We start from the raw sequence: 17,131 nt of genomic DNA on the forward strand, positions 1-17,131 counted from the left end.
CGTTAGAGGTCCAGCACCAGCCGGTCCGTATCTGAGCCGGCGACGCAAACCATGAGATAACGCTCGCGCTCATACGGCGACAGGATGCGGTCGCGATGGACCGGCTTGCCCTCGAGCCAGCCGACCTTGCAGGCACCGCAGATGCCGCCGCAGCACGAGGTCGCGATCTCGATGCCTCCCTCCTGCAACGCCGCCAGCATGGTCTGGCCGGCGCGGACCTGGATCTCGGTGCCGGTGCGTGCCAGCGTCAGCGTGAAGGGCTGTGCGTCGGGATCGAGCACGGGCGCAGCGGCGACGAAGCGCTCGATATGAACATTGGCCGCAGGCCACGCAGCGGTCACCCGCTCGAAATCGTCCGTCATGCCTTCCGGTCCGCAGCAGGCGACCATCGTCGCCGATCCGCCCTCTCCGACGAGCGCCGCGAGATCGGGACGTCCGGTCCGGGTCGTCCGATGCACGACGACGCGTCCATCTTCGATCAACGGGCCGAGCTGCGCGGCGAGCGGCACCTCCTCGCGCACGATTAGATGCAGCTTGAAGTCGGCCTGCTTCGTTCGTGCGAGGTACCGCGCCATCGACAGGAACGGCGTCACGCCGATGCCGCCGGCCACGAACACGCAGCGCGCGATGCCCGCACCGGCCTCCAGTCCGCCGCGCGGCAGCGAGACGCCGATGACGTCACCGACCCTGACATCATCGTGGAGCGCACGTGAACCGCCGCGCCCCTCCGCTTCGCGCTTCACCGCAATGACATAGCGCGCATTGTCGGCAGGCTCGTTGCACAGCGAATAGGTGCGAACGAGACCATTCGGCAGATGCAGATCGATATGCGCACCGGGCTTGAAGGGCGGCAGTTCCCACTGGTCTGGATCGGCCAGCGTGAACAGTTTTGTGCCTGCTCCCGCCTCCTCGATGCCGGTGACGACCGTCTTGACCGTGGTGATCGGGCACGCGGTCATGCCGCGTTCCGCACGGTGTCGCCGACCTTCACGGTGCCGCCTTGCAGAATCCTGCAATTGAGGCCCGAACGGTTGATCAGGGGATCGAAGATCGCCTTGCCGGTGATCTCCTCGATGTGTCGGCATGGCACCGACAACCGCGTCGCTTCCAGCAGGGTCTCCCCCAGCCAGAAGCGGCGGCCGACGAGGTGGTTCAGCGGCACGCCCTCCACCGTCACGTTGCGCCGGTGCTCTTCCGGGCCAAGCTCAATACCGGCGTCGCGCTTCAGCGCAACCAGCGTCTCGAGCTCGAACAGGGTGACCTGCCGACCCTCCTCGGGCTTGTGCGAATAAAACCCCTCTTCGTTGCCGATCATATAGCGGTCGCCTTCGATGCCTCGACCGGCGACGAGGGTGATCGTTTCTGCGGCGCGCATCGGCAGGAACGCGCGCGGGGTAAAGTGAAGGAAGCGCACCACCCCGGTCCAGCGGAGTTGCGTTGCGCCCTGCGCCGAGCCGGCGCCGATGGTGGTGTCGAGCATGACAAAATCCTTGTGAGAAACCATGGCGCGCCGCCAGAGGCGGCGCGCCGGAGGATCAGGTCAGTTCCTTGTTCGCCATCTCCGGCGCGAACCTGGTCGCGGTCGCGGTGATGGCGGCGCAAGCAATCAGCAGCAGCGAGACCGGCCAGGTGGCACCGCCGCTCCACGCCATCAGAGACGCCGCGATCAGCGGCGTCAACCCGCCGCTTATCGCTGCACCGACCTGAAAGCCGAGCGAGGCACCGCTATAACGCAGCCGCGCGGAAAACAGCTCCGAGTACCAGGGCGCGCCGATACCGAACATCACCATCTGGCCGAACGTGATCGCAACCACGATTGTGCAGATCACAATGGTGGGATCGCGGGTATCGAGCAGCCAGAACAGCGGGAACGCAAACAGCGCCGAGAACACGCAGCTCGCATAGAACATGGTCTTGCGCCCAAGCAGGTCGGACAGCCAGCCGAACAGGGGAATGGCGAACAGCGCGACCAACGAGGCCGTGAAGGCGCCGTTCAGCACCACCGTGCGTGACAGGCCGAGATTGGCGGTGGCGTAGGACATCACGAACACCCCACCGATGCTGGCATAAGCGATCTCCGAGATCTTCAGCCCGACCGCCGTGAAGAACGGCCTGCGATGGTGCTTGAAGATCTCGATCACCGGCAGTTTCGCAACGTCCTTCTTCGCCTGGACCTGGCGGAAGGCCGCAGTCTCCTCCATGTTGAGGCGGATATAGAGGCCGACGCCCACCAGCAGGATCGAGAGCAGGAACGGAATGCGCCAGCCATAGGCCATGAAGTCGCTCTCCGGCAGGCTCGCTACCAGCGCGAACATGCCGATCGCCGCGAGATTGCCGATCGGATTGCCGACCTGCACCATGCTGCCGAGCAAGCCGCGACGATGCGTCGGGCAATTCTCCACTACCATCAGCACCGCCCCGCCCCACTCGCCGCCGAGGCCGATGCCCTGGAGGAAGCGCAAGCCGATCAGGAGCAGTGGCGCGGCGATGCCAATCTGCTGGTAGGTCGGAAGCAGGCCGATCAGGAAAGTGCCGATGCCCATCACCATGATGGTGACCGCGAGCATCGCCTTGCGCCCGACCCGGTCGCCGTAATGGCCGAAGATCGCCGCGCCAAGCGGTCGCGCCAGGAATCCGACGGCATAGGTGCCGAAGGCCGCGATGGTGGCGAGCGTGGGGTTGCCGGCGGCGAAGAACACCTTGTTGAACACCAGCGCGGTCGCCGCACCGTAAATCAGGAAGTCGTACCACTCGACCGCGGTGCCGATCACACTCGACCACAGGATCCGCCGTAAGCTCGCCGCCTCGTCCGGCGCTACGTTCAGGGTTACGTCGTCTGCTACGGTCATCGATCTCTCCAGAAAGGTACCGGCACCACGGGGAAATTCTTGGCTTTGTCCGCGGAGCCCATCGGCCAAGGCGGACGGTAAAATCGATCATGTTTACTGTTGGAAATCAACGCCGCGGGAAGCGGCAATTGCCGACGATCGAGGCAGACAACCTGAATTGCACTATTTTTTAGCGCTTTTATGCGGCATATCAGCAAAAATGCTCACAATATCCGCGACCATGCTCTATATTTCCGCGCATAGGTTTTCCTTTGGAATACACCTGCGAGCGACCGGATCACCCGATCCAGGGCGCCGGGCTGGCAGTTCGGCCGCATCTGTTGCAAAAGGAGTCTCAGCGTTCGGGAGACTCATGCGTGCTTGACGTCAGCAAAGCGACAGCAGTCGGGGCCAATATCCGCCAGGCACGGATCGCCAAGGGCCTGACGCTGGACCAGCTTGCGAAGCAGAGCGATCTCACGCGCGGCTACATTTCGCTGGTCGAGCGCAATCTCAAGGTCCCCTCGCTCGCCGCGCTGCTGCGGATGGCCTCAGCCCTCGAGGTCAATGTCGCGAACTTCTTCGACCCCAACGCCGAGCCCGCACCGCGCTACACGCTGTTCCGCCGCGAAGGCGGCAACGTGCCCTTGTTCCAGGACACCTTTGGCGTGGTCCCGCTGGTCACGGGCCGCACCCGCAAGATGATGGAGCCGTTCCTGCTGAGCCCGCCGCACAAGGCGGCCACGCGTGCCTCGCATGCGGGCGAGGAACTGCTGTTCGTCATCAACGGCAAGATCGCGATCAAGCTCGACGGCGAGGAACTCACCCTCGGCAAGGGCGACTGCCTGTATTTTTCAGGCGAGACCCCGCACGAGGTCAGGAGCCTCGGCCGGCAGAAGGCGGAAGTGCTGGTCGTCGTGGCCCAGAGCCCGACCTGACGGTCGAGCCTCGGCGCCTCCTACCGGAACCAGAAAGACCGTCCGGATGATGGCGGGACGGATTCGGGCGGACGCAGCCGTTTCGTACGCGGCTTCGGCGCCGGCTCGGCGGACGAAACCGTCTCCGGCGCCGGTGCGCTCTCGCTGCCCGGCACCCTCACCGACAGCAGCAAATTGGATTCATGCATCCGCCAGCGATAGCCGACGCCGAAATCGATCGGCTGGGCACGTGTGAACAACTCGGCGTAGCGCTCCTGGTAGCGGCCGGGGAATTCGCCGATCGGCCCGAGATAGCGGCCGAACGGGAAGAACCGCCATTGCCGGGCGCCGTAATTCGCAAGCGGAATGCCGGAATCGTCCTGGATGATGGTGGCGCTGTTGGCGAGCAGCCAATCGCGGGCAACGGCGAAGTCGCTCTTGTGCAGCAGATAGGATGCACTCTTGAGCAGGCTGTTGCCGGGCCCCAGCGTCTCGCAGAATTTCAGGAATCCGGTGTTGCGCGCCCCGGCATTCGAAAGGTCGGTCGAGAAATAATACAGCGTGCGCGCTTCGCCATCACCGCCGGCGAATGTGATGCGAACGCCGCGCACCGCGTTACGCCCCGGATTGTCGTCGCCGACATGCAAGCCGCCCTTGTCGTCGAGCGCGATCATCTCGACGTTACGGATGGTCTTGCCGGAGCGCGCGAGGAAAACATAGAGGATCGGCAAGGTGCCGTTGACCTGGTTGGCGCGCAGGTCGACCTTCATCTGCTTGGTGATGAAGAAGGAAAAGCTCAGAATCGAGCCGAGCGAGTGCTCGACATTGTAGAGCGCGGCGCCGACCGAGCCGCGCGGCAACCGCGTCAAATCGGGCACGGCGCCGACCGGCTCAAGCGCGCCGAGCACGTAGGTGCTGGCCTTGGAATAGAAGGTGTTGGCGTAGAGGAAGTCCGGACCGCTGAACAGGTAGAACATGGTCGGCCGCGGTGCGGCCAGATTGACGTCGGACCAGGTGCGGATCTTCGAGAGCTGCCGCTGCTCGAGCTGGGCAAAGGCGCCGTCGAAGAACTTTGCGTGGCGCTGCCAGCCCGGCTCTTTCGTCAACGGCGTCAGCGGCGAGTCCGCCGAAGGCTGCATGCCCGCAAGGAAGCGCGCGGTGTCGTCGAAGGTGGCTTCGGCGGCGCGCGCGGACGAGACGGCCGCAGCCATCAAGGCGAGGACGACGGCCGCAATTCTCATGGAGCGAAACATGTCTATGCGCGATCGTTTGAATTGCCAGCGGCGACCGGCCGCCTGCGGAAAACAGCATAAATCAATAGGCCGAAGAGCATGACGAGCATCCCCGAGAGCGACTGCACGGGACGCTCGGTCAACAGGTAGTACATCATGAAGCCGGTCACGAGCAGGAATAGCAGCGGCGTGAACGGGTATCCCCAGGCGCGATACGGTCTGGGCATGTCGGGATCGGTGATGCGCAGCTTGATGACGCCCGCGACCGTGAAAAACGAGCAGAACAGCAGCGCGAACTGGATGAAATCGAGCACCGCCTCGAAGCTGCGCGTGAACAGCAGCAGATTGGCGACCGCAAGCTGAAACAGGATGGCATAGGCCGGCGCGCCGCTCGTCGACCGCTTCGAGAACACCCGCAAGGCGGGGATGTCCTCCCCCATCGTCATCATCACGCGCGGGCCGATCCACATCATCGCAGAGATCGAGGAGATCAGGCCGACGCAGATCATCGCGCCGACGATGCGGCCCCCGAGACTGCCGAAGATGGCACTGCCGGCGACGCTGGCGACATCGAGCTGGCCGGCGAGCGCACCTGCAGGCGTGGAGTAGAGGAAAACCGCGTTCAGCGCGACATACAGCACGAGCACGATCAGCGTGCCCGAAAGCAGCGCGCGCGGCAGATTCCGCTGCGGCATGTTCATCTCGCCGATGATGTAGGTCGCGGCATTCCAGCCCGAGAACGAATACATCACGAAGACGAGCCCGATCGCGAACGGCGCGCTGACGATGTGGGCGAGATCGCCCGGCTGCGGCGTGAAGGCGATCGGCTGCGGCACGCCGATGACGAAGCCGGCGACCAGGAAGGCGACGATCAGCACGACCTTGATGATGGTCGCGATCAGCTGGAAGGTCGAGGAGTGCCTGACGCCGGTCAGTTGCACAAGCGAGACCAGCCACACCACGGCGATCGCGAGCGGGATCGGCGGCAGATCGGGCACGACCGATTTGGCGTATTCGCCGAACGCCATCGCGGCGAGCGCCACCGGCGCCGCGAAGCCCACCGTCGCCGACACCCAGCCGGCGAGAAAGCCGAAGGCCGGATGATAGGCGCGGCCGAGGAAATTGTACTCGCCGCTCGAGCGCGGAAACATCGCCCCGAGCTCGCTATAGGCGAACACCCCGCACAGCGCGACGATGCCGCCAATGCTCCACAGCAGCAGGATCGAGAAGCCGGATGGGATATCCTTGACCTGGAAGCCGAGGCTGGTGAAGACGCCGACCCCGATCATGTCGGCCACGACGATGGCGGTTGCGACCAGAACCGAGACCCCGGTCCCGCTTCCTGTCAACCGGCCGGTCCAGGGCGCCGCTCCCGCTTCTGATGCCGTCATCGGGGTCCTTCGCCTCTGGCGTCTTGCCTCGCCGGCCATCGTGCAGCTTCGCCCAGTCAATTCAAGCAGGGTTAACAAGGGTTAAATGAGGCGGCGGAAACAGGTACTCAAGCACCACTTATTCCCGCTGCCAGGTGAAAAAGCTGCGTGCGCTCCGGAAAGTCCCACGCCCCTTCCCCACAATCAGGACACGATTGCATGGTCCTTTTGAGCGTTCCGGATGTGGGGAAGTTTCTCCGGACACTTAACGTCGCCTAAACGCCAGTCGGCTCATTTGAAGCTGCTGATGGACGTGACTTTGGGGTCATGGGTGGATGGTCGGGGCCGTTCCGAAACTGAGCGCTGATAATCGTGCCGATCGGAGGCCGTCCGGTCGACGCTGTCGTGCGCTCCGGATCGGCCTGATCTCAGCCTTGGTGCCGCTGTCGCTGACACTGGTTCAATGCGGCAAGGCGCCGAACCCGGCGGCGCTCGCGGCGAACTCGCAGGCCAATGTCCAAGGGGGCAATCAGGTCGTTGCGAAGACCCACGCCCAAGTCGCGAGCGGCGACACGTTCGAGGATCGCTTTCCCGCTCCGCAATTCAGGGAGCGCTTCCCCTCGGCGAACGAGAGTTTCCTGCAACGGCAGATGTCGGACTTCTCGCCGAAGCGCGCAGTGCAGCAACCGTCGCCGGAGCAGGCCCCCTACAAGGTCGCTTCGCTCGAGCCGCAGCTCCCCTACAAGCGCTCGCCGCGCGACGACTTGACCACCCTCGTCAGCATGAAGTCGTCGGCCTTTCCCTATTTCGGCACCAACCCCGCCTCCGACGCGCCCTTCCTCAATATCGCCAAGGGCGACCGCCGCGGTCATCGCAGCTATTCCGGTCGCGTGTTCTGGCAGGACGAGACCTACAATGACAGCCGCGTGCTGATGCACGTGCCCGAACATTTCGACGTCCGCAAACCGGGCGTGATCGTGGTGTTCTTCCACGGCAATGGCGCGACGCTCGAACGCGACGTGCGTGATCGCCAGCTGGTGCCGAAGCAGATCACCGATTCCGGCGCCAATGCCGTGCTGCTTGCCCCGCAATTGGCGGTCGATGCGGCCGATTCCAGCGCCGGCAAGTTCTGGCAACCGGGCGGCTTCAAGCGCTTCATGGCGGAATCGGCCGACCACCTCGCCCGCGCCACCGGCGATCCGAACAGCGCGCGCGCCTTCGCCAACATGCCGATCGTGATCGTCGGCTATAGCGGCGGCTTCCTGCCGACGGCCTGGAGCCTCGAAGTCGGCGGCATCAGCGACCGCGTCCGCGGTGTCGTGCTGCTCGACGCCGTCTATGGCGAGATGGACAAGTTCGCGTCCTGGATCGAGAGCCACCGTTCCGGCTTCTTCGTCAGCGCCTACACCCGCGGCACGGCGCGGCGCGACCGCGAGCTGATGAGCACGCTGCGGCAGAAGGGCATCAGCGTCGCCGAGGACATGGACGGCCCCTTACGTCCCGGCAGCGTGGTGTTCGTCGAGACCGCCGACGGCATCACCCATCGCGACTATGTCACCCGTGCCTGGACGCGGGATCCGCTCAAGGACGTGTTGGTGAAGATGTCGGCAACGCCCGCGCTGGCGCTGACGCGCGTCGCCTCGACCAACCCATCAGCATCGAGCCGCTAAGCGATATTGCGCCAGCCGGCATTTGACGGCACTGCCTGCAATTGTCTCAGGCGCTGATCAAAATGTGATGTTGATGGCCGGCATCCCCGGAAGCCACAGGATTGCTTCCGCCGGCAGAGCTCATAGTTTGCGGCCGAGTTGCGTTTGGAATTGTGCGGGGACATGCAGTGCGTCAGGGATTGTACAAGGTCGACTTCCACACCGTTCATGGAACGGGCTGCGGCGTCGTCTATGTGACGGACGGCAAGATGCGCGGAGGCAATTCCGCTTTCGCCTTCATCGGCACCTACACGGGCGAAGGCGACAGCATCAAGGTCAAGATCTCGACCCAGCGCTATAACGACGACCCCTCCTTCAAGGGCCTGTTCGGAGCCGACCGGATCACGCTGGCGCTCGCCGGCCGGGAGGACGGTGACACCGCGGAATTCGAAGGCAACGCACTGCAGGCGCCGGGCGTTGCCTTCCGGGCGGTGCTGAGCCGGATCAGCGACTGAGCCTCAGCTCGTTCACGATCGGCTCTTGCAAGTCTCAGCTCTTGTAAGTCTCAGCTCTTGTAAGTCTCAGCTTTTGGGCAGCTTCGGAATGCTCTCGGCAAATCCATTGAAGCAGGCCAGCCGCTCGTCTTCTTCCTTGAAAAACCGGCAATCGGCGTAGCCCTTGGCCTTCGCCGGCTTAGGCTTCGGCGTCGGCGGGATGATGGCATCGTAGCAGTTGAGACGGTCCTTGGTGCCATCGTCGAGCTCGAGGCAGGCTTGCAGCCGGGCCGCGATCGATTGCGGCCTGCCCTTCGGCGCCGCGGCCGGCTTGGCCGCCGCCTCCTTGGTCCCCGCCTTCGCCCCCTTGGGCTTGACCTGCACCAAGGGCTTGTCCCCCACCATCGGTGGCTTGTCGGCTTGCGCGAACGCGGAGGCTGAATAGAGCACCGCGGCAACCGCCAGAATCATCCTCATTTCAGTCAACTCTCCCTGGTCCCCATGACCGGCCTTCTAACGCTCCCGCGCGCGGTTTGCCAAGCACCTTGCGTACACGAAAATGCGTGATTCAGGCCGTCGCGGCCGCAGGCCGGGGCCGGGTCATGACCACCAGGATCAGCGCCAGCACGACGAAACCGACCGCGACGAAGCCGAGCGCATGCAGCAGTTCGTGGGCGAACAACAGCCCGCCGATGGCGGAGCCGACCGCCTGGCCGATATAAAGGACGGACGTATTGAGCGCGACGGTCGCCGATGCGAGCGGCGGCGCGGCCGCAACCAGCCTCACTTGCTGCATCGAATTGGTCGAGGCAAAGCCGAGGCCCCAGATCGCGACTCCGACTGTCATGAAAGCAAGCGTTCCGGCACCGAGCGCCCAGCCGGTGACGCCCGCGAGCAGCAGGCAGGTGAACAGCAACGAGGTCCGATACGGCCCTGAGGTGTCGACGATGCGGGTGGCGACGACGACGCCGAGGAAGCCACAGACGCCGAAAAGCGCGAACACCATGCCGATCGCATCGGGACCGGCGCCGGTGAGCTTGTTGAGCAGCGGACCCATGAAGGTGAACACCACGAACTGCCCCGACATCTGCAGCATGGTGATCGCGAGCAACAGCAGGATCGTGCCGTTGCGGCCGACATCGCGCCAGGTCTTCAGGTCCACCGGCGCGCCCTTGAGGCCCGCCGGCAGCCGCAGCAGCAACGAGAGGAAGCTGACACAACCGAGCACGCCGATCGCACCATAGGCGGCGTGCCAGCCATAGCGGCTGGCGATGAAGGTGATCAGCGGCAGGCCGACGGCGGCAGCGAGCGACCAGCCGAGAAAGATGTAGGCGATGGTACTGCCCCGCCGCTCGACCGGCACGATCAAGGCCGCGGTGCCGGCAGCCTGCGGCGTGTAGAGCGCGCCGACCGCGAGCATCACCAGACGGATGGCGACGAGGCTGGTGTAATCCGGCGCAACGGCCGAGGCGAGATTGCCGAAGGCGAGCACCGCAAGCGTGGTCGTGAGCAGCGTCCGCCGTTCGATGCGGCTGGTCAGCCAGGCCGTCAGCGGCGAGCCGATGCATAGCGTGATCGCGCCGAAGGTGATGAGGAGCCCAGCCGCATGAATGCTGACGTCGAGCCCTCTCGCCAACTCGGGCAGCATGCCCGCCGGCGCCAGCACCGAGCATCCGGTGACGAGATTGCCGAGCATCAAGGCGGTAGGCGAGAAACGGCCGGCGGGTGCATTTTCCATGCAAATGCATGTAGAACAGCCGCCCGGCCGATTAAAGGGCCGCTGCGAAATAGTTCGTGCGCACACCGCTTTATACGCCAATTTTCTTGGAATTGCCGGATTGCGCAGGCCGAATCGCCTGATATATCGCTCGTTCCCGCTTACCTGCGCTCGTTCGCAGGAGTGAGCCTCAGGAGAAAAGCAATGACCGAGCAGCCTAAATCCGAATCCGGCTTCCAATATTCCCTCAGCAATCTGAAGCCCGTGACCCCCGCCGCCAAAGTCACCCTCACCTTCCCGGACGGCGCCCAGCGCCAGTTCGATTACGGCATCACCGGCCTCGACATCGCCAAGGGCATCTCGCCGTCGCTGGCCAAGCGCACGGTTGCGATGGCGCTCGACGGCGTGGTCGCCGATCTCAACGATGCGATCGAGGCCGATGCCAGGATCGAGTTCGTCAATCGCGACGACCCGCGCGCGCTGGAATTGATCCGCCACGATTGCGCGCACGTGCTCGCCGAAGCCGTGCAGGCGCTGTGGCCTGGCACGCAAGTCACCATCGGTCCCGTGATCGAAAACGGCTTCTATTACGACTTCTTCCGCAACGAGCCGTTCACCCCGGACGACTTTGCCGCCATCGAGAAAAAGATGCGCGAGCTGATCGCGCGCGACAAGCCTTTCACGAAGGAAGTCTGGGACCGCGAGAAAACCAAACAGGTGTTCCGCGACAAGGGCGAGGCCTTCAAGGTCGAACTGGTCGACGCCATTCCCGGCACCGAGCCGATCAAGATCTACTATCAGGGCGACTGGTTCGACCTGTGCCGCGGCCCGCACATGACCTCGACCGGCAAGGTCGGCAACGCCTTCAAGCTGATGAAGGTGGCCGGCGCCTATTGGCGCGGCGACAGCAACAATCCGATGCTGACCCGCATTTACGGCACCGCCTTCGCCAAGCAGGAGGACCTCGACGCTTATCTCAAGCAGATCGAGGAAGCGGAAAAGCGCGACCATCGCAAGCTCGGGCGCGAGCTCGACCTCTTCCACTTCCAGGAGGAAGGCCCGGGCGTCGTGTTCTGGCACGCCAAGGGCTGGACCATCTTCCAGCAGTTGATCGCCTATATGCGCCGGCGCCTGACCGGCGATTACAGCGAGGTCAACGCGCCGCAGATCCTCGACAAGTCGCTGTGGGAGACCTCGGGACATTGGGGCTGGTACCGCGAGAACATGTTCGCGGCGCAATCGGCCGGGGACGAGGCCGAGGACAAGCGCTGGTTCGCGCTGAAGCCGATGAACTGCCCGGGTCACGTCCAGATCTTCAAGCACGGCCTGAAGAGCTACCGCGACCTGCCGCTGCGCCTCGCCGAGTTCGGCGTGGTGCATCGCTACGAGCCGTCCGGCGCCATGCACGGCCTGATGCGCGTGCGCGGCTTCACCCAGGACGATGCGCACATCTTCTGCACCGAGGATCAGCTCGCCGAGGAATGCCTCAAGATCAACGATCTGATCCTGTCGACCTACGCCGATTTCGGCTTCACAGGCGATCTCACCGTGAAGCTGTCGACGCGGCCTGAAAAGCGCGTCGGCACCGACGAGATGTGGGATCATGCCGAGCGCGTGATGGCCACCGTGCTCCGCGAGATTCAGTCGCAGAGCAATCACATCAAGACCGAGATCAACCCGGGCGAAGGCGCCTTCTACGGGCCGAAGTTCGAATATGTGCTGCGCGACGCCATCGGCCGCGACTGGCAGTGCGGCACCACGCAGGTCGACTTCAACCTGCCGGAGCGGTTCGGCGCGTTCTACATCGACCATGACGGCGGCAAGAAACCGCCGGTGATGGTGCACCGCGCGATCTGCGGCTCGATGGAGCGCTATATCGGCATCCTGATCGAGCACTATGCCGGCAACTTCCCGCTCTGGCTCTCGCCGGTGCAGGCGGTGATCACCACCATCACCTCGGAAGGCGACGAATACGCCAAGGTGGTGATGGAGCAGGCGCGGCGCGCAGGCCTTCGGGTCGAGATCGATCTGCGCAACGAAAAGATCAACTACAAGGTCCGCGAGCATTCGCTGGCCAAGATTCCCGCGCTGCTCGTGGTCGGCAAGAAAGAGGCCGAAACGCATTCGGTCTCGGTCCGCCGGCTCGGCAGCGACGGCCAGAAGGTGATGACGACCGAGGAGGCGATCGCCGCGCTGGTCGACGAGGCCACGCCGCCCGACGTCAAGCGGGCGCGCGGCATCGCCTGATTCCTGAAATCGATCTAAACTCGCTTCCGGTTGCGGGCGCGCGTGCTTATCTCGGCATGGCACGCCCGCCGACCAGTTGAAGAGGATATCGCAGTGCCCGACGCCATCGAACTCCTGAAGACCCGCCGCTCGGTCAAGCCGCGCGAGATGACCGGGCCCGGCCCTTCGGCGGCCGAGCTCGAGACCATCCTCACCATCGGCGCGCGCGTGCCCGACCATGGCAAGCTCGCGCCCTGGCGCTTCATCATTTTCGAGGGCGATGCCCGCCAGCGCGCCGGCGAGGTGATCGCGAAGGTCTTCGCCCGGAAGAATCCCGGCGCGCCCGCGGCCGACGTCGAGACCGAGCGCAAGCGCTTTATGGACGCGCCGCTGGTGATCGGCATCGTCAGCTTCACCAGGCCGCATCCGAAGGTGCCGGCGTTCGAGCAGGAATTGTCGGCCGGCGCCAGCGCCATGAACATCGTCACGGCCGCGACCGCGCTCGGCTACGGCGCCTGCTGGCTGACCGGCTGGTTCTCGTTCGATCGCGACGTGCTCGACGGCCTCGGCCTCAAGCCGGATGAGAAACTCGCCGGCTTTATTCACGTGGGCACGCCGACCAAAGCGAGCGAAGACCGTCCGCGACCGTTCCTTTCGGAAATCGTGACGCGTTTTTAATCGAACGCTTGTTGACGCCTCGAGCGTCTTGCGGCTTTGATCCCGCCGAGGGAGGAAGCCCGGATGAGACGTCGTGATTTTCTGGCCGGGGCTGCGCTGCTCGCCGGCACGATGGCGCGAAGCCGCGCCGCCGACATCCCCGCCCCCTCGCCTGACGGGCTCGAGCGCATCACGGCGTATTTCAACGACGAGGTCGGAAGCGGCCGCCTGCCGGGCGCGGTGATCCTGGTGCAGCAGCACGGCAAGCCGGTCTACCAGAAGACGTTCGGCGTGCGCGATACCAGGACCGGCCTTGCGATGACGCCGGACACGATCTTCGCCATCCACTCCATGACCAAGCCGATCACGTGCCTCGGCGCGATGATGCTGATCGACGAAGGCAAGCTCGCCCTCACCGACCCCGTGTCGAAATACGTTCCGCTGTTTTCCCGCACCAAGGTCGGCCTCGAGGTCACGGAGCCGGACGGCAAGCTGGAACTCGACCTCGTGCCGCCGGTCCGCCCCGTCAACATCGAGGATCTGCTGCGGCACACGTCCGGTATCAGCTACGACTATATCGGCGGCAAATGGGTCGAGCAGGCCTACCAGGCGGCCAACATCTTCGAAGGCCAATTCAACAACAGGGAATTCGCCGACCGCATCGCCAAGCTGCCCTTGGCGCGGCAGCCGGGAACGCTGTGGCGCTACGGCCATTCCACCGACGTGCTCGGCAGCGTCATCGAAATCATCTCGGGCCAGACCCTGTACCAGTTCCTGAAAGCTCGCATCTTCGACCCGCTCGGCATGAACAGCACCAAGTTCGCGCTGGCGACCGAGGACGAGCTGACGCGGATGGCCCGGCCGCTGCCGAACGACTTCATCCTGCTTGCCGGCGAGCGGGAACGCCTTGACCATCCGGAATGGCAATCCGGCGGCGGCGGCCTGCTCTCCACCATCACCGACTATCAGCGCTTCTCCCAGATGCTGCTCAACGGCGGAACGTTTGCGGGTCGACGCTATCTGAGCCCGGCCGCGTTCAAGGCGATGACGACCGATCACATCGGGCCCGGCTCCGGCGTCGGACGCGATTATTTCTATTTCCCGGGCGACGGTTTTGGCTATGGCTACGGCCTTGCGGTACGGACCGATCCCGGCAACGCGAAACCGCCGCCGCCGGGCTCGCTCGGCGAGCTGAAATGGGACTCCGGGAGCGGCACCTATTTCGGCGTCGATCCCAAACTCGACATGGTCTACCTCATGATGCAGCAGACCCAGAACGAACGCAGCCGCATCACCCCCGCCTTCAAGGCGCTGGTCTACGACTGCTACCCCGAAGGACTACGCCGCCCGTGAGGCGCGCTGGCCGAAATCGGCGAGCAGCTTTGCGATCTCGCCGGCGGGCCGCGCCGCGCTGAACAGGAAGCCCTGTACCTCGTTGCAACCTTCGGCGCGCAGCCAGTCGAGCTGGTCCTCGGTCTCGACGCCCTCGGCAGTCGTGGTGATGTTGAGGCTGCGGCCGAGGCCGGAAATCGCGCGCACGATCGCGCCGCAATCGGGCCGCTCTGCCAGATCCTTCACGAACGATCGATCGATCTTGATCTTGTCGAACGGGAAGCTCCTGAGATAGCTGAGGCTGGAATAGCCGGTGCCGAAATCGTCCATGGAGATGCCGACGCCGAGCTCGCGCAACTGATGCAGGATGGCGAGATTGGCATCGGTCTCGGCGAGAAAGATCGACTCGGTGATTTCGAGCTCGAGCCGCCGCGGCGACAGGCCGGACTGCGCCAGCGCCGAGATCACGATTTGAACCAGATTGCGGCTGCGGAATTGTGCCGGCGACAGATTGACCGCGACCTTGACGTCGGCAGGCCATCTGACCGCCTCGGCGCAGGCTTCGCGCAGCACCCACTCTCCCAACTGCGTGATGAGGCCGATGTCCTCGGCAACCGGGATGAACTCCGCCGGCGAGATCATCCCCTTGTCCGGATGACGCCAGCGCAGCAGCGACTCGAAGCCGGAGATTCGGTCTGAGGCGATCGACACCAGCGGCTGGTAATGCAGCTCGAACTCGCCATTGGCGAACGCACGGCGCAGATCGAGCTCCATGTCGCGGCGCTTCTGCGCCTGCAGGTCCATCTCGCGCTCGAAGAAATGGTGGACGCCGCCGCCGTCGGACTTCGCCCGGTACAGCGCCATGTCGGCATTTCGCATCAGCTCTTCCGGCGTCGTGCCGTCGCCGGGCGACAGCGCGATGCCGATGCTGGCACCGATCACCATCTCCTGACCGTCGAGATCGTAAGGCGCCTTCAGCATGTCGATCAGCAGGCCAGCGCAGGCGCTAGCCTCGTTCGGCGAGACGTCGGCGGCGAGGATCACCGCGAATTCGTCGCCGCCGAGCCGGGCCGCCAGATTGCCGCCGCGGACCGCGGTGGTGAGGCGTTCGGCGACCTCCTTGAGCAGGCGGTCGCCAGCGAGATGACCGAAAGAATCGTTGATGTTCTTGAACAGGTCGAGGTCGATATAGAGCACGCCGACGCGCTTGTCGCCGGCCTGGTCCAGCGCCTGTCTCAGACGCTCCTGGAAATATTCGCGGTTCGGCAGGTCGGTGAGCCCGTCATGGTGCGCCATATGCGCGATCCGCGCCTCGGCCTTGCGCCGCTCCGTGATGTCGACCACCGCGACCAGATAGCCGTCGCGATCGTCGAAGGCGACGCGGCGGCCGAAGGTGAGCACCTCGATCTCGCTGCCGTCGGCGCGCAAATGCCGCCAGTTGCGCGAGGAGTGATAGGCCTCGCCGAGGCGCTCGAGTGCCTCGGCGTGGCTGTCCCACTCGTCCTCCGGCCAAATCTCGTGCAGCTTCATGCGCAGGAAAGCGGTGCGGCTGTAGCCGTAATGCTGGACGGCGGCGTCGTTGACGCCGATGAATTCCTTGGTCTGCGCGTCGAACACCCACATCGGCATCGGATTGTTGTCGAACAGCAGGCGGAACGAGGCGTCGCGCCGCTTCAACGCGGTGACGTCGGAGATCGTCAGCGAGACCACGTCGGCGAAGGCCGTCGCGCTGAGGCGGAGGTGGCGGCCCTCGCTCTCGATCTCGAGCTGCTCGCCGCGGCCGCCGGCGACGGCCCTGAGCAGGAAGTTCATGATCTCGGGCAAGGCCAGCAGCGTGCTGCCTTCGCCGATCCGCCGCCACAACAGGCTGCCGGTTTCGACCTTCAGCAGCGCGCTTGCGCTGTTGTTGTGATGCACGACCTGCAGATCGGACGGCTTGCCGCCGGCATCGCGCAGCGTCGCCAGCGAGATCACCGCATCGTCGGTCGAGGCAAAGATCGCGTCCAGCAGATTGTACTGCGCGCCGCGCTCGTTGACATAAGCGCCGACCAGCGTGGCGCCCCAGCGCGAGGCCGTCGGCAGTGCCAGCACGTCGTAGGTCCGCACCATGCCGTCGCGCACGCAATGCGCGCTGGCCCGATGCGGTCGTCCATTGGCAAGCGCGCTCGTCGCCGCTTCCGACAGTGCCGTGGCGCAATCCGGCGACAATTCGGCGACGGGAATGTCCCAGCGCTCCTCGCCGAGCCATTTTTGCACGTACCGTCCGCTACGCGACAGTTCGAGCGTGCCGTCGCCCCTCAGCAGCGCGATGTGATCGGCGAGCCGTCCGAGACTGCCGAGCATCACGTCCTCATAGCGCGGCAGCCGATCGCCCGGCTTCAACGCGGCACGCCATTTGCGCTGAAGCACCGGGATGTCGTCGAACATTTCGGCGGCCGGTTTTCCCGACACTTTCTTCGCGGCATTCATGGCAGTCCCCAACGCACTTTCCCGCTGCATCCAATGCAGGTGCGCTTAACGACCTGTAAAAAGGTCGCAGGCACGGGTTCCATTCGGCGATTATGACAGTTTTAAGTCAGGTGTTGGTTAGTGCGCGTTAGAGACCATGACGGATGTGAGAAGGCGATGCGAGCGTGTCCCGGACGCGCTGCAGCGTTCTTACGCTGCTGCGCAGAGCCGCGACCCAGTTGGCCCCACACCCGCTGATGC

General features: G+C 64.6%; 14 protein-coding genes. 6 read left to right on the forward strand and 8 right to left on the reverse strand.

Going from position 1 to position 17,131, the window contains the following annotated elements; genetic code table 11:
- Positions 1 to 2: 2 nt before the first annotated feature.
- Genes CIT40_RS21360 through CIT40_RS21370 form a run of 3 tightly spaced genes read right to left on the reverse strand, consistent with a single transcriptional unit; the run spans position 3 to position 2,849 of the window.
- On the reverse strand, positions 3 to 959 hold the full coding sequence (locus tag CIT40_RS21360; protein WP_094895481.1) for a PDR/VanB family oxidoreductase: 957 nt from the start codon (positions 957 to 959) through the stop codon (positions 3 to 5).
- Entirely contained in the window at positions 956 to 1,480 is a 525-nt protein-coding gene (locus CIT40_RS21365) for an MOSC domain-containing protein (protein WP_094895482.1), read from the reverse strand. Before CIT40_RS21365 ends, CIT40_RS21360 begins: the two co-directional genes overlap by 4 nt.
- Before the next feature lie 55 nt (positions 1,481 to 1,535).
- On the reverse strand, positions 1,536 to 2,849 hold the full coding sequence (locus CIT40_RS21370) for an MFS transporter (RefSeq protein ID WP_094895483.1): 1,314 nt from the start codon (positions 2,847 to 2,849) through the stop codon (positions 1,536 to 1,538).
- A gap of 356 nt (positions 2,850 to 3,205) precedes the next feature.
- Here CIT40_RS21370 and CIT40_RS21375 point away from each other — a divergent pair, with 356 nt between their 5' ends.
- On the forward strand, positions 3,206 to 3,766 hold the full coding sequence (locus tag CIT40_RS21375; protein WP_094895484.1) for a helix-turn-helix domain-containing protein: 561 nt from the start codon (positions 3,206 to 3,208) through the stop codon (positions 3,764 to 3,766).
- A 20-nt stretch (positions 3,767 to 3,786) separates the two neighbouring features.
- Here CIT40_RS21375 and CIT40_RS21380 read toward each other — a convergent pair whose 3' ends face one another.
- Both CIT40_RS21380 and CIT40_RS21385 read right to left on the reverse strand, forming a co-directional pair.
- Complete coding sequence (locus CIT40_RS21380; RefSeq protein WP_162307600.1) at positions 3,787 to 4,986, reverse strand: hypothetical protein; 1,200 nt, start codon at positions 4,984 to 4,986, stop codon at positions 3,787 to 3,789.
- 14 nt (positions 4,987 to 5,000) lie between these two features.
- A complete protein-coding gene (locus tag CIT40_RS21385; RefSeq protein ID WP_094895747.1) occupies positions 5,001 to 6,368 on the reverse strand; it encodes an APC family permease in 1,368 nt (455 codons plus the stop codon).
- 314 nt (positions 6,369 to 6,682) lie between these two features.
- Between CIT40_RS21385 and CIT40_RS21390 the strand changes: the two genes are divergently transcribed.
- Complete coding sequence (locus CIT40_RS21390; RefSeq protein ID WP_094895486.1) at positions 6,683 to 8,017, forward strand: alpha/beta hydrolase; 1,335 nt, start codon at positions 6,683 to 6,685, stop codon at positions 8,015 to 8,017.
- Positions 8,018 to 8,184: 167 nt separating this feature from the next.
- Positions 8,185 to 8,511, forward strand: coding sequence for a GrlR family regulatory protein (locus tag CIT40_RS21395; protein ID WP_094895487.1), 327 nt, complete (start codon positions 8,185 to 8,187; stop codon positions 8,509 to 8,511).
- A gap of 66 nt (positions 8,512 to 8,577) precedes the next feature.
- Here the strand turns inward: CIT40_RS21395 and CIT40_RS21400 are convergent, their stop codons facing one another.
- Complete coding sequence (locus CIT40_RS21400) at positions 8,578 to 8,967, reverse strand: hypothetical protein (RefSeq protein ID WP_094895488.1); 390 nt, start codon at positions 8,965 to 8,967, stop codon at positions 8,578 to 8,580.
- A gap of 91 nt (positions 8,968 to 9,058) precedes the next feature.
- Positions 9,059 to 10,228 (reverse strand): MFS transporter, encoded by a 1,170-nt coding sequence (locus CIT40_RS21405; protein WP_094895748.1) that lies wholly within the window; start codon positions 10,226 to 10,228, stop codon positions 9,059 to 9,061.
- A gap of 183 nt (positions 10,229 to 10,411) precedes the next feature.
- Between CIT40_RS21405 and thrS the strand changes: the two genes are divergently transcribed.
- From thrS to CIT40_RS21420, 3 genes are all read left to right on the forward strand, one after another.
- On the forward strand, positions 10,412 to 12,454 hold the full coding sequence (gene thrS, locus CIT40_RS21410; protein ID WP_162307601.1) for a threonine--tRNA ligase: 2,043 nt from the start codon (positions 10,412 to 10,414) through the stop codon (positions 12,452 to 12,454).
- Positions 12,455 to 12,547: 93 nt separating this feature from the next.
- Positions 12,548 to 13,111 (forward strand): nitroreductase family protein, encoded by a 564-nt coding sequence (locus CIT40_RS21415; RefSeq protein ID WP_094895489.1) that lies wholly within the window; start codon positions 12,548 to 12,550, stop codon positions 13,109 to 13,111.
- Positions 13,112 to 13,174: 63 nt separating this feature from the next.
- On the forward strand, positions 13,175 to 14,443 hold the full coding sequence (locus tag CIT40_RS21420; protein WP_094895490.1) for a serine hydrolase domain-containing protein: 1,269 nt from the start codon (positions 13,175 to 13,177) through the stop codon (positions 14,441 to 14,443).
- Here the strand turns inward: CIT40_RS21420 and CIT40_RS21425 are convergent.
- Positions 14,429 to 16,891, reverse strand: coding sequence for a putative bifunctional diguanylate cyclase/phosphodiesterase (locus CIT40_RS21425; RefSeq protein WP_094895491.1), 2,463 nt, complete (start codon positions 16,889 to 16,891; stop codon positions 14,429 to 14,431). The genes CIT40_RS21420 and CIT40_RS21425 overlap by 15 nt on opposite strands.
- Positions 16,892 to 17,131: the final 240 nt, after the last annotated feature.

Origin of the sequence: Bradyrhizobium amphicarpaeae (assembly GCF_002266435.3) — a bacterium.
Taxonomy (GTDB): Bacteria; Pseudomonadota; Alphaproteobacteria; order Rhizobiales; family Xanthobacteraceae; genus Bradyrhizobium; species Bradyrhizobium amphicarpaeae.

Excerpts from the sequence above, each read along its gene's own strand:
- CIT40_RS21360 (WP_094895481.1), bottom strand. The coding sequence starts at position 959 with ATGACCGCGTGCCCGATCACCACGGTCAAGACGGTCGTCACCGGCATC.
- CIT40_RS21365 (WP_094895482.1), bottom strand. The coding sequence starts at position 1,480 with ATGCTCGACACCACCATCGGCGCCGGCTCGGCGCAGGGCGCAACGCAA.
- CIT40_RS21370 (WP_094895483.1), bottom strand. The coding sequence starts at position 2,849 with ATGACCGTAGCAGACGACGTAACCCTGAACGTAGCGCCGGACGAGGCG.
- CIT40_RS21380 (WP_162307600.1), bottom strand. The coding sequence starts at position 4,986 with ATGAGAATTGCGGCCGTCGTCCTCGCCTTGATGGCTGCGGCCGTCTCG.
- CIT40_RS21385 (WP_094895747.1), bottom strand. The coding sequence starts at position 6,368 with ATGACGGCATCAGAAGCGGGAGCGGCGCCCTGGACCGGCCGGTTGACA.
- CIT40_RS21390 (WP_094895486.1), top strand. The coding sequence starts at position 6,683 with ATGGTCGGGGCCGTTCCGAAACTGAGCGCTGATAATCGTGCCGATCGG.
- CIT40_RS21400 (WP_094895488.1), bottom strand. The coding sequence starts at position 8,967 with ATGAGGATGATTCTGGCGGTTGCCGCGGTGCTCTATTCAGCCTCCGCG.
- CIT40_RS21405 (WP_094895748.1), bottom strand. The coding sequence starts at position 10,228 with ATGGAAAATGCACCCGCCGGCCGTTTCTCGCCTACCGCCTTGATGCTC.
- thrS (WP_162307601.1), top strand. The coding sequence starts at position 10,412 with ATGACCGAGCAGCCTAAATCCGAATCCGGCTTCCAATATTCCCTCAGC.
- CIT40_RS21420 (WP_094895490.1), top strand. The coding sequence starts at position 13,175 with ATGAGACGTCGTGATTTTCTGGCCGGGGCTGCGCTGCTCGCCGGCACG.
- CIT40_RS21425 (WP_094895491.1), bottom strand. The coding sequence starts at position 16,891 with ATGAATGCCGCGAAGAAAGTGTCGGGAAAACCGGCCGCCGAAATGTTC.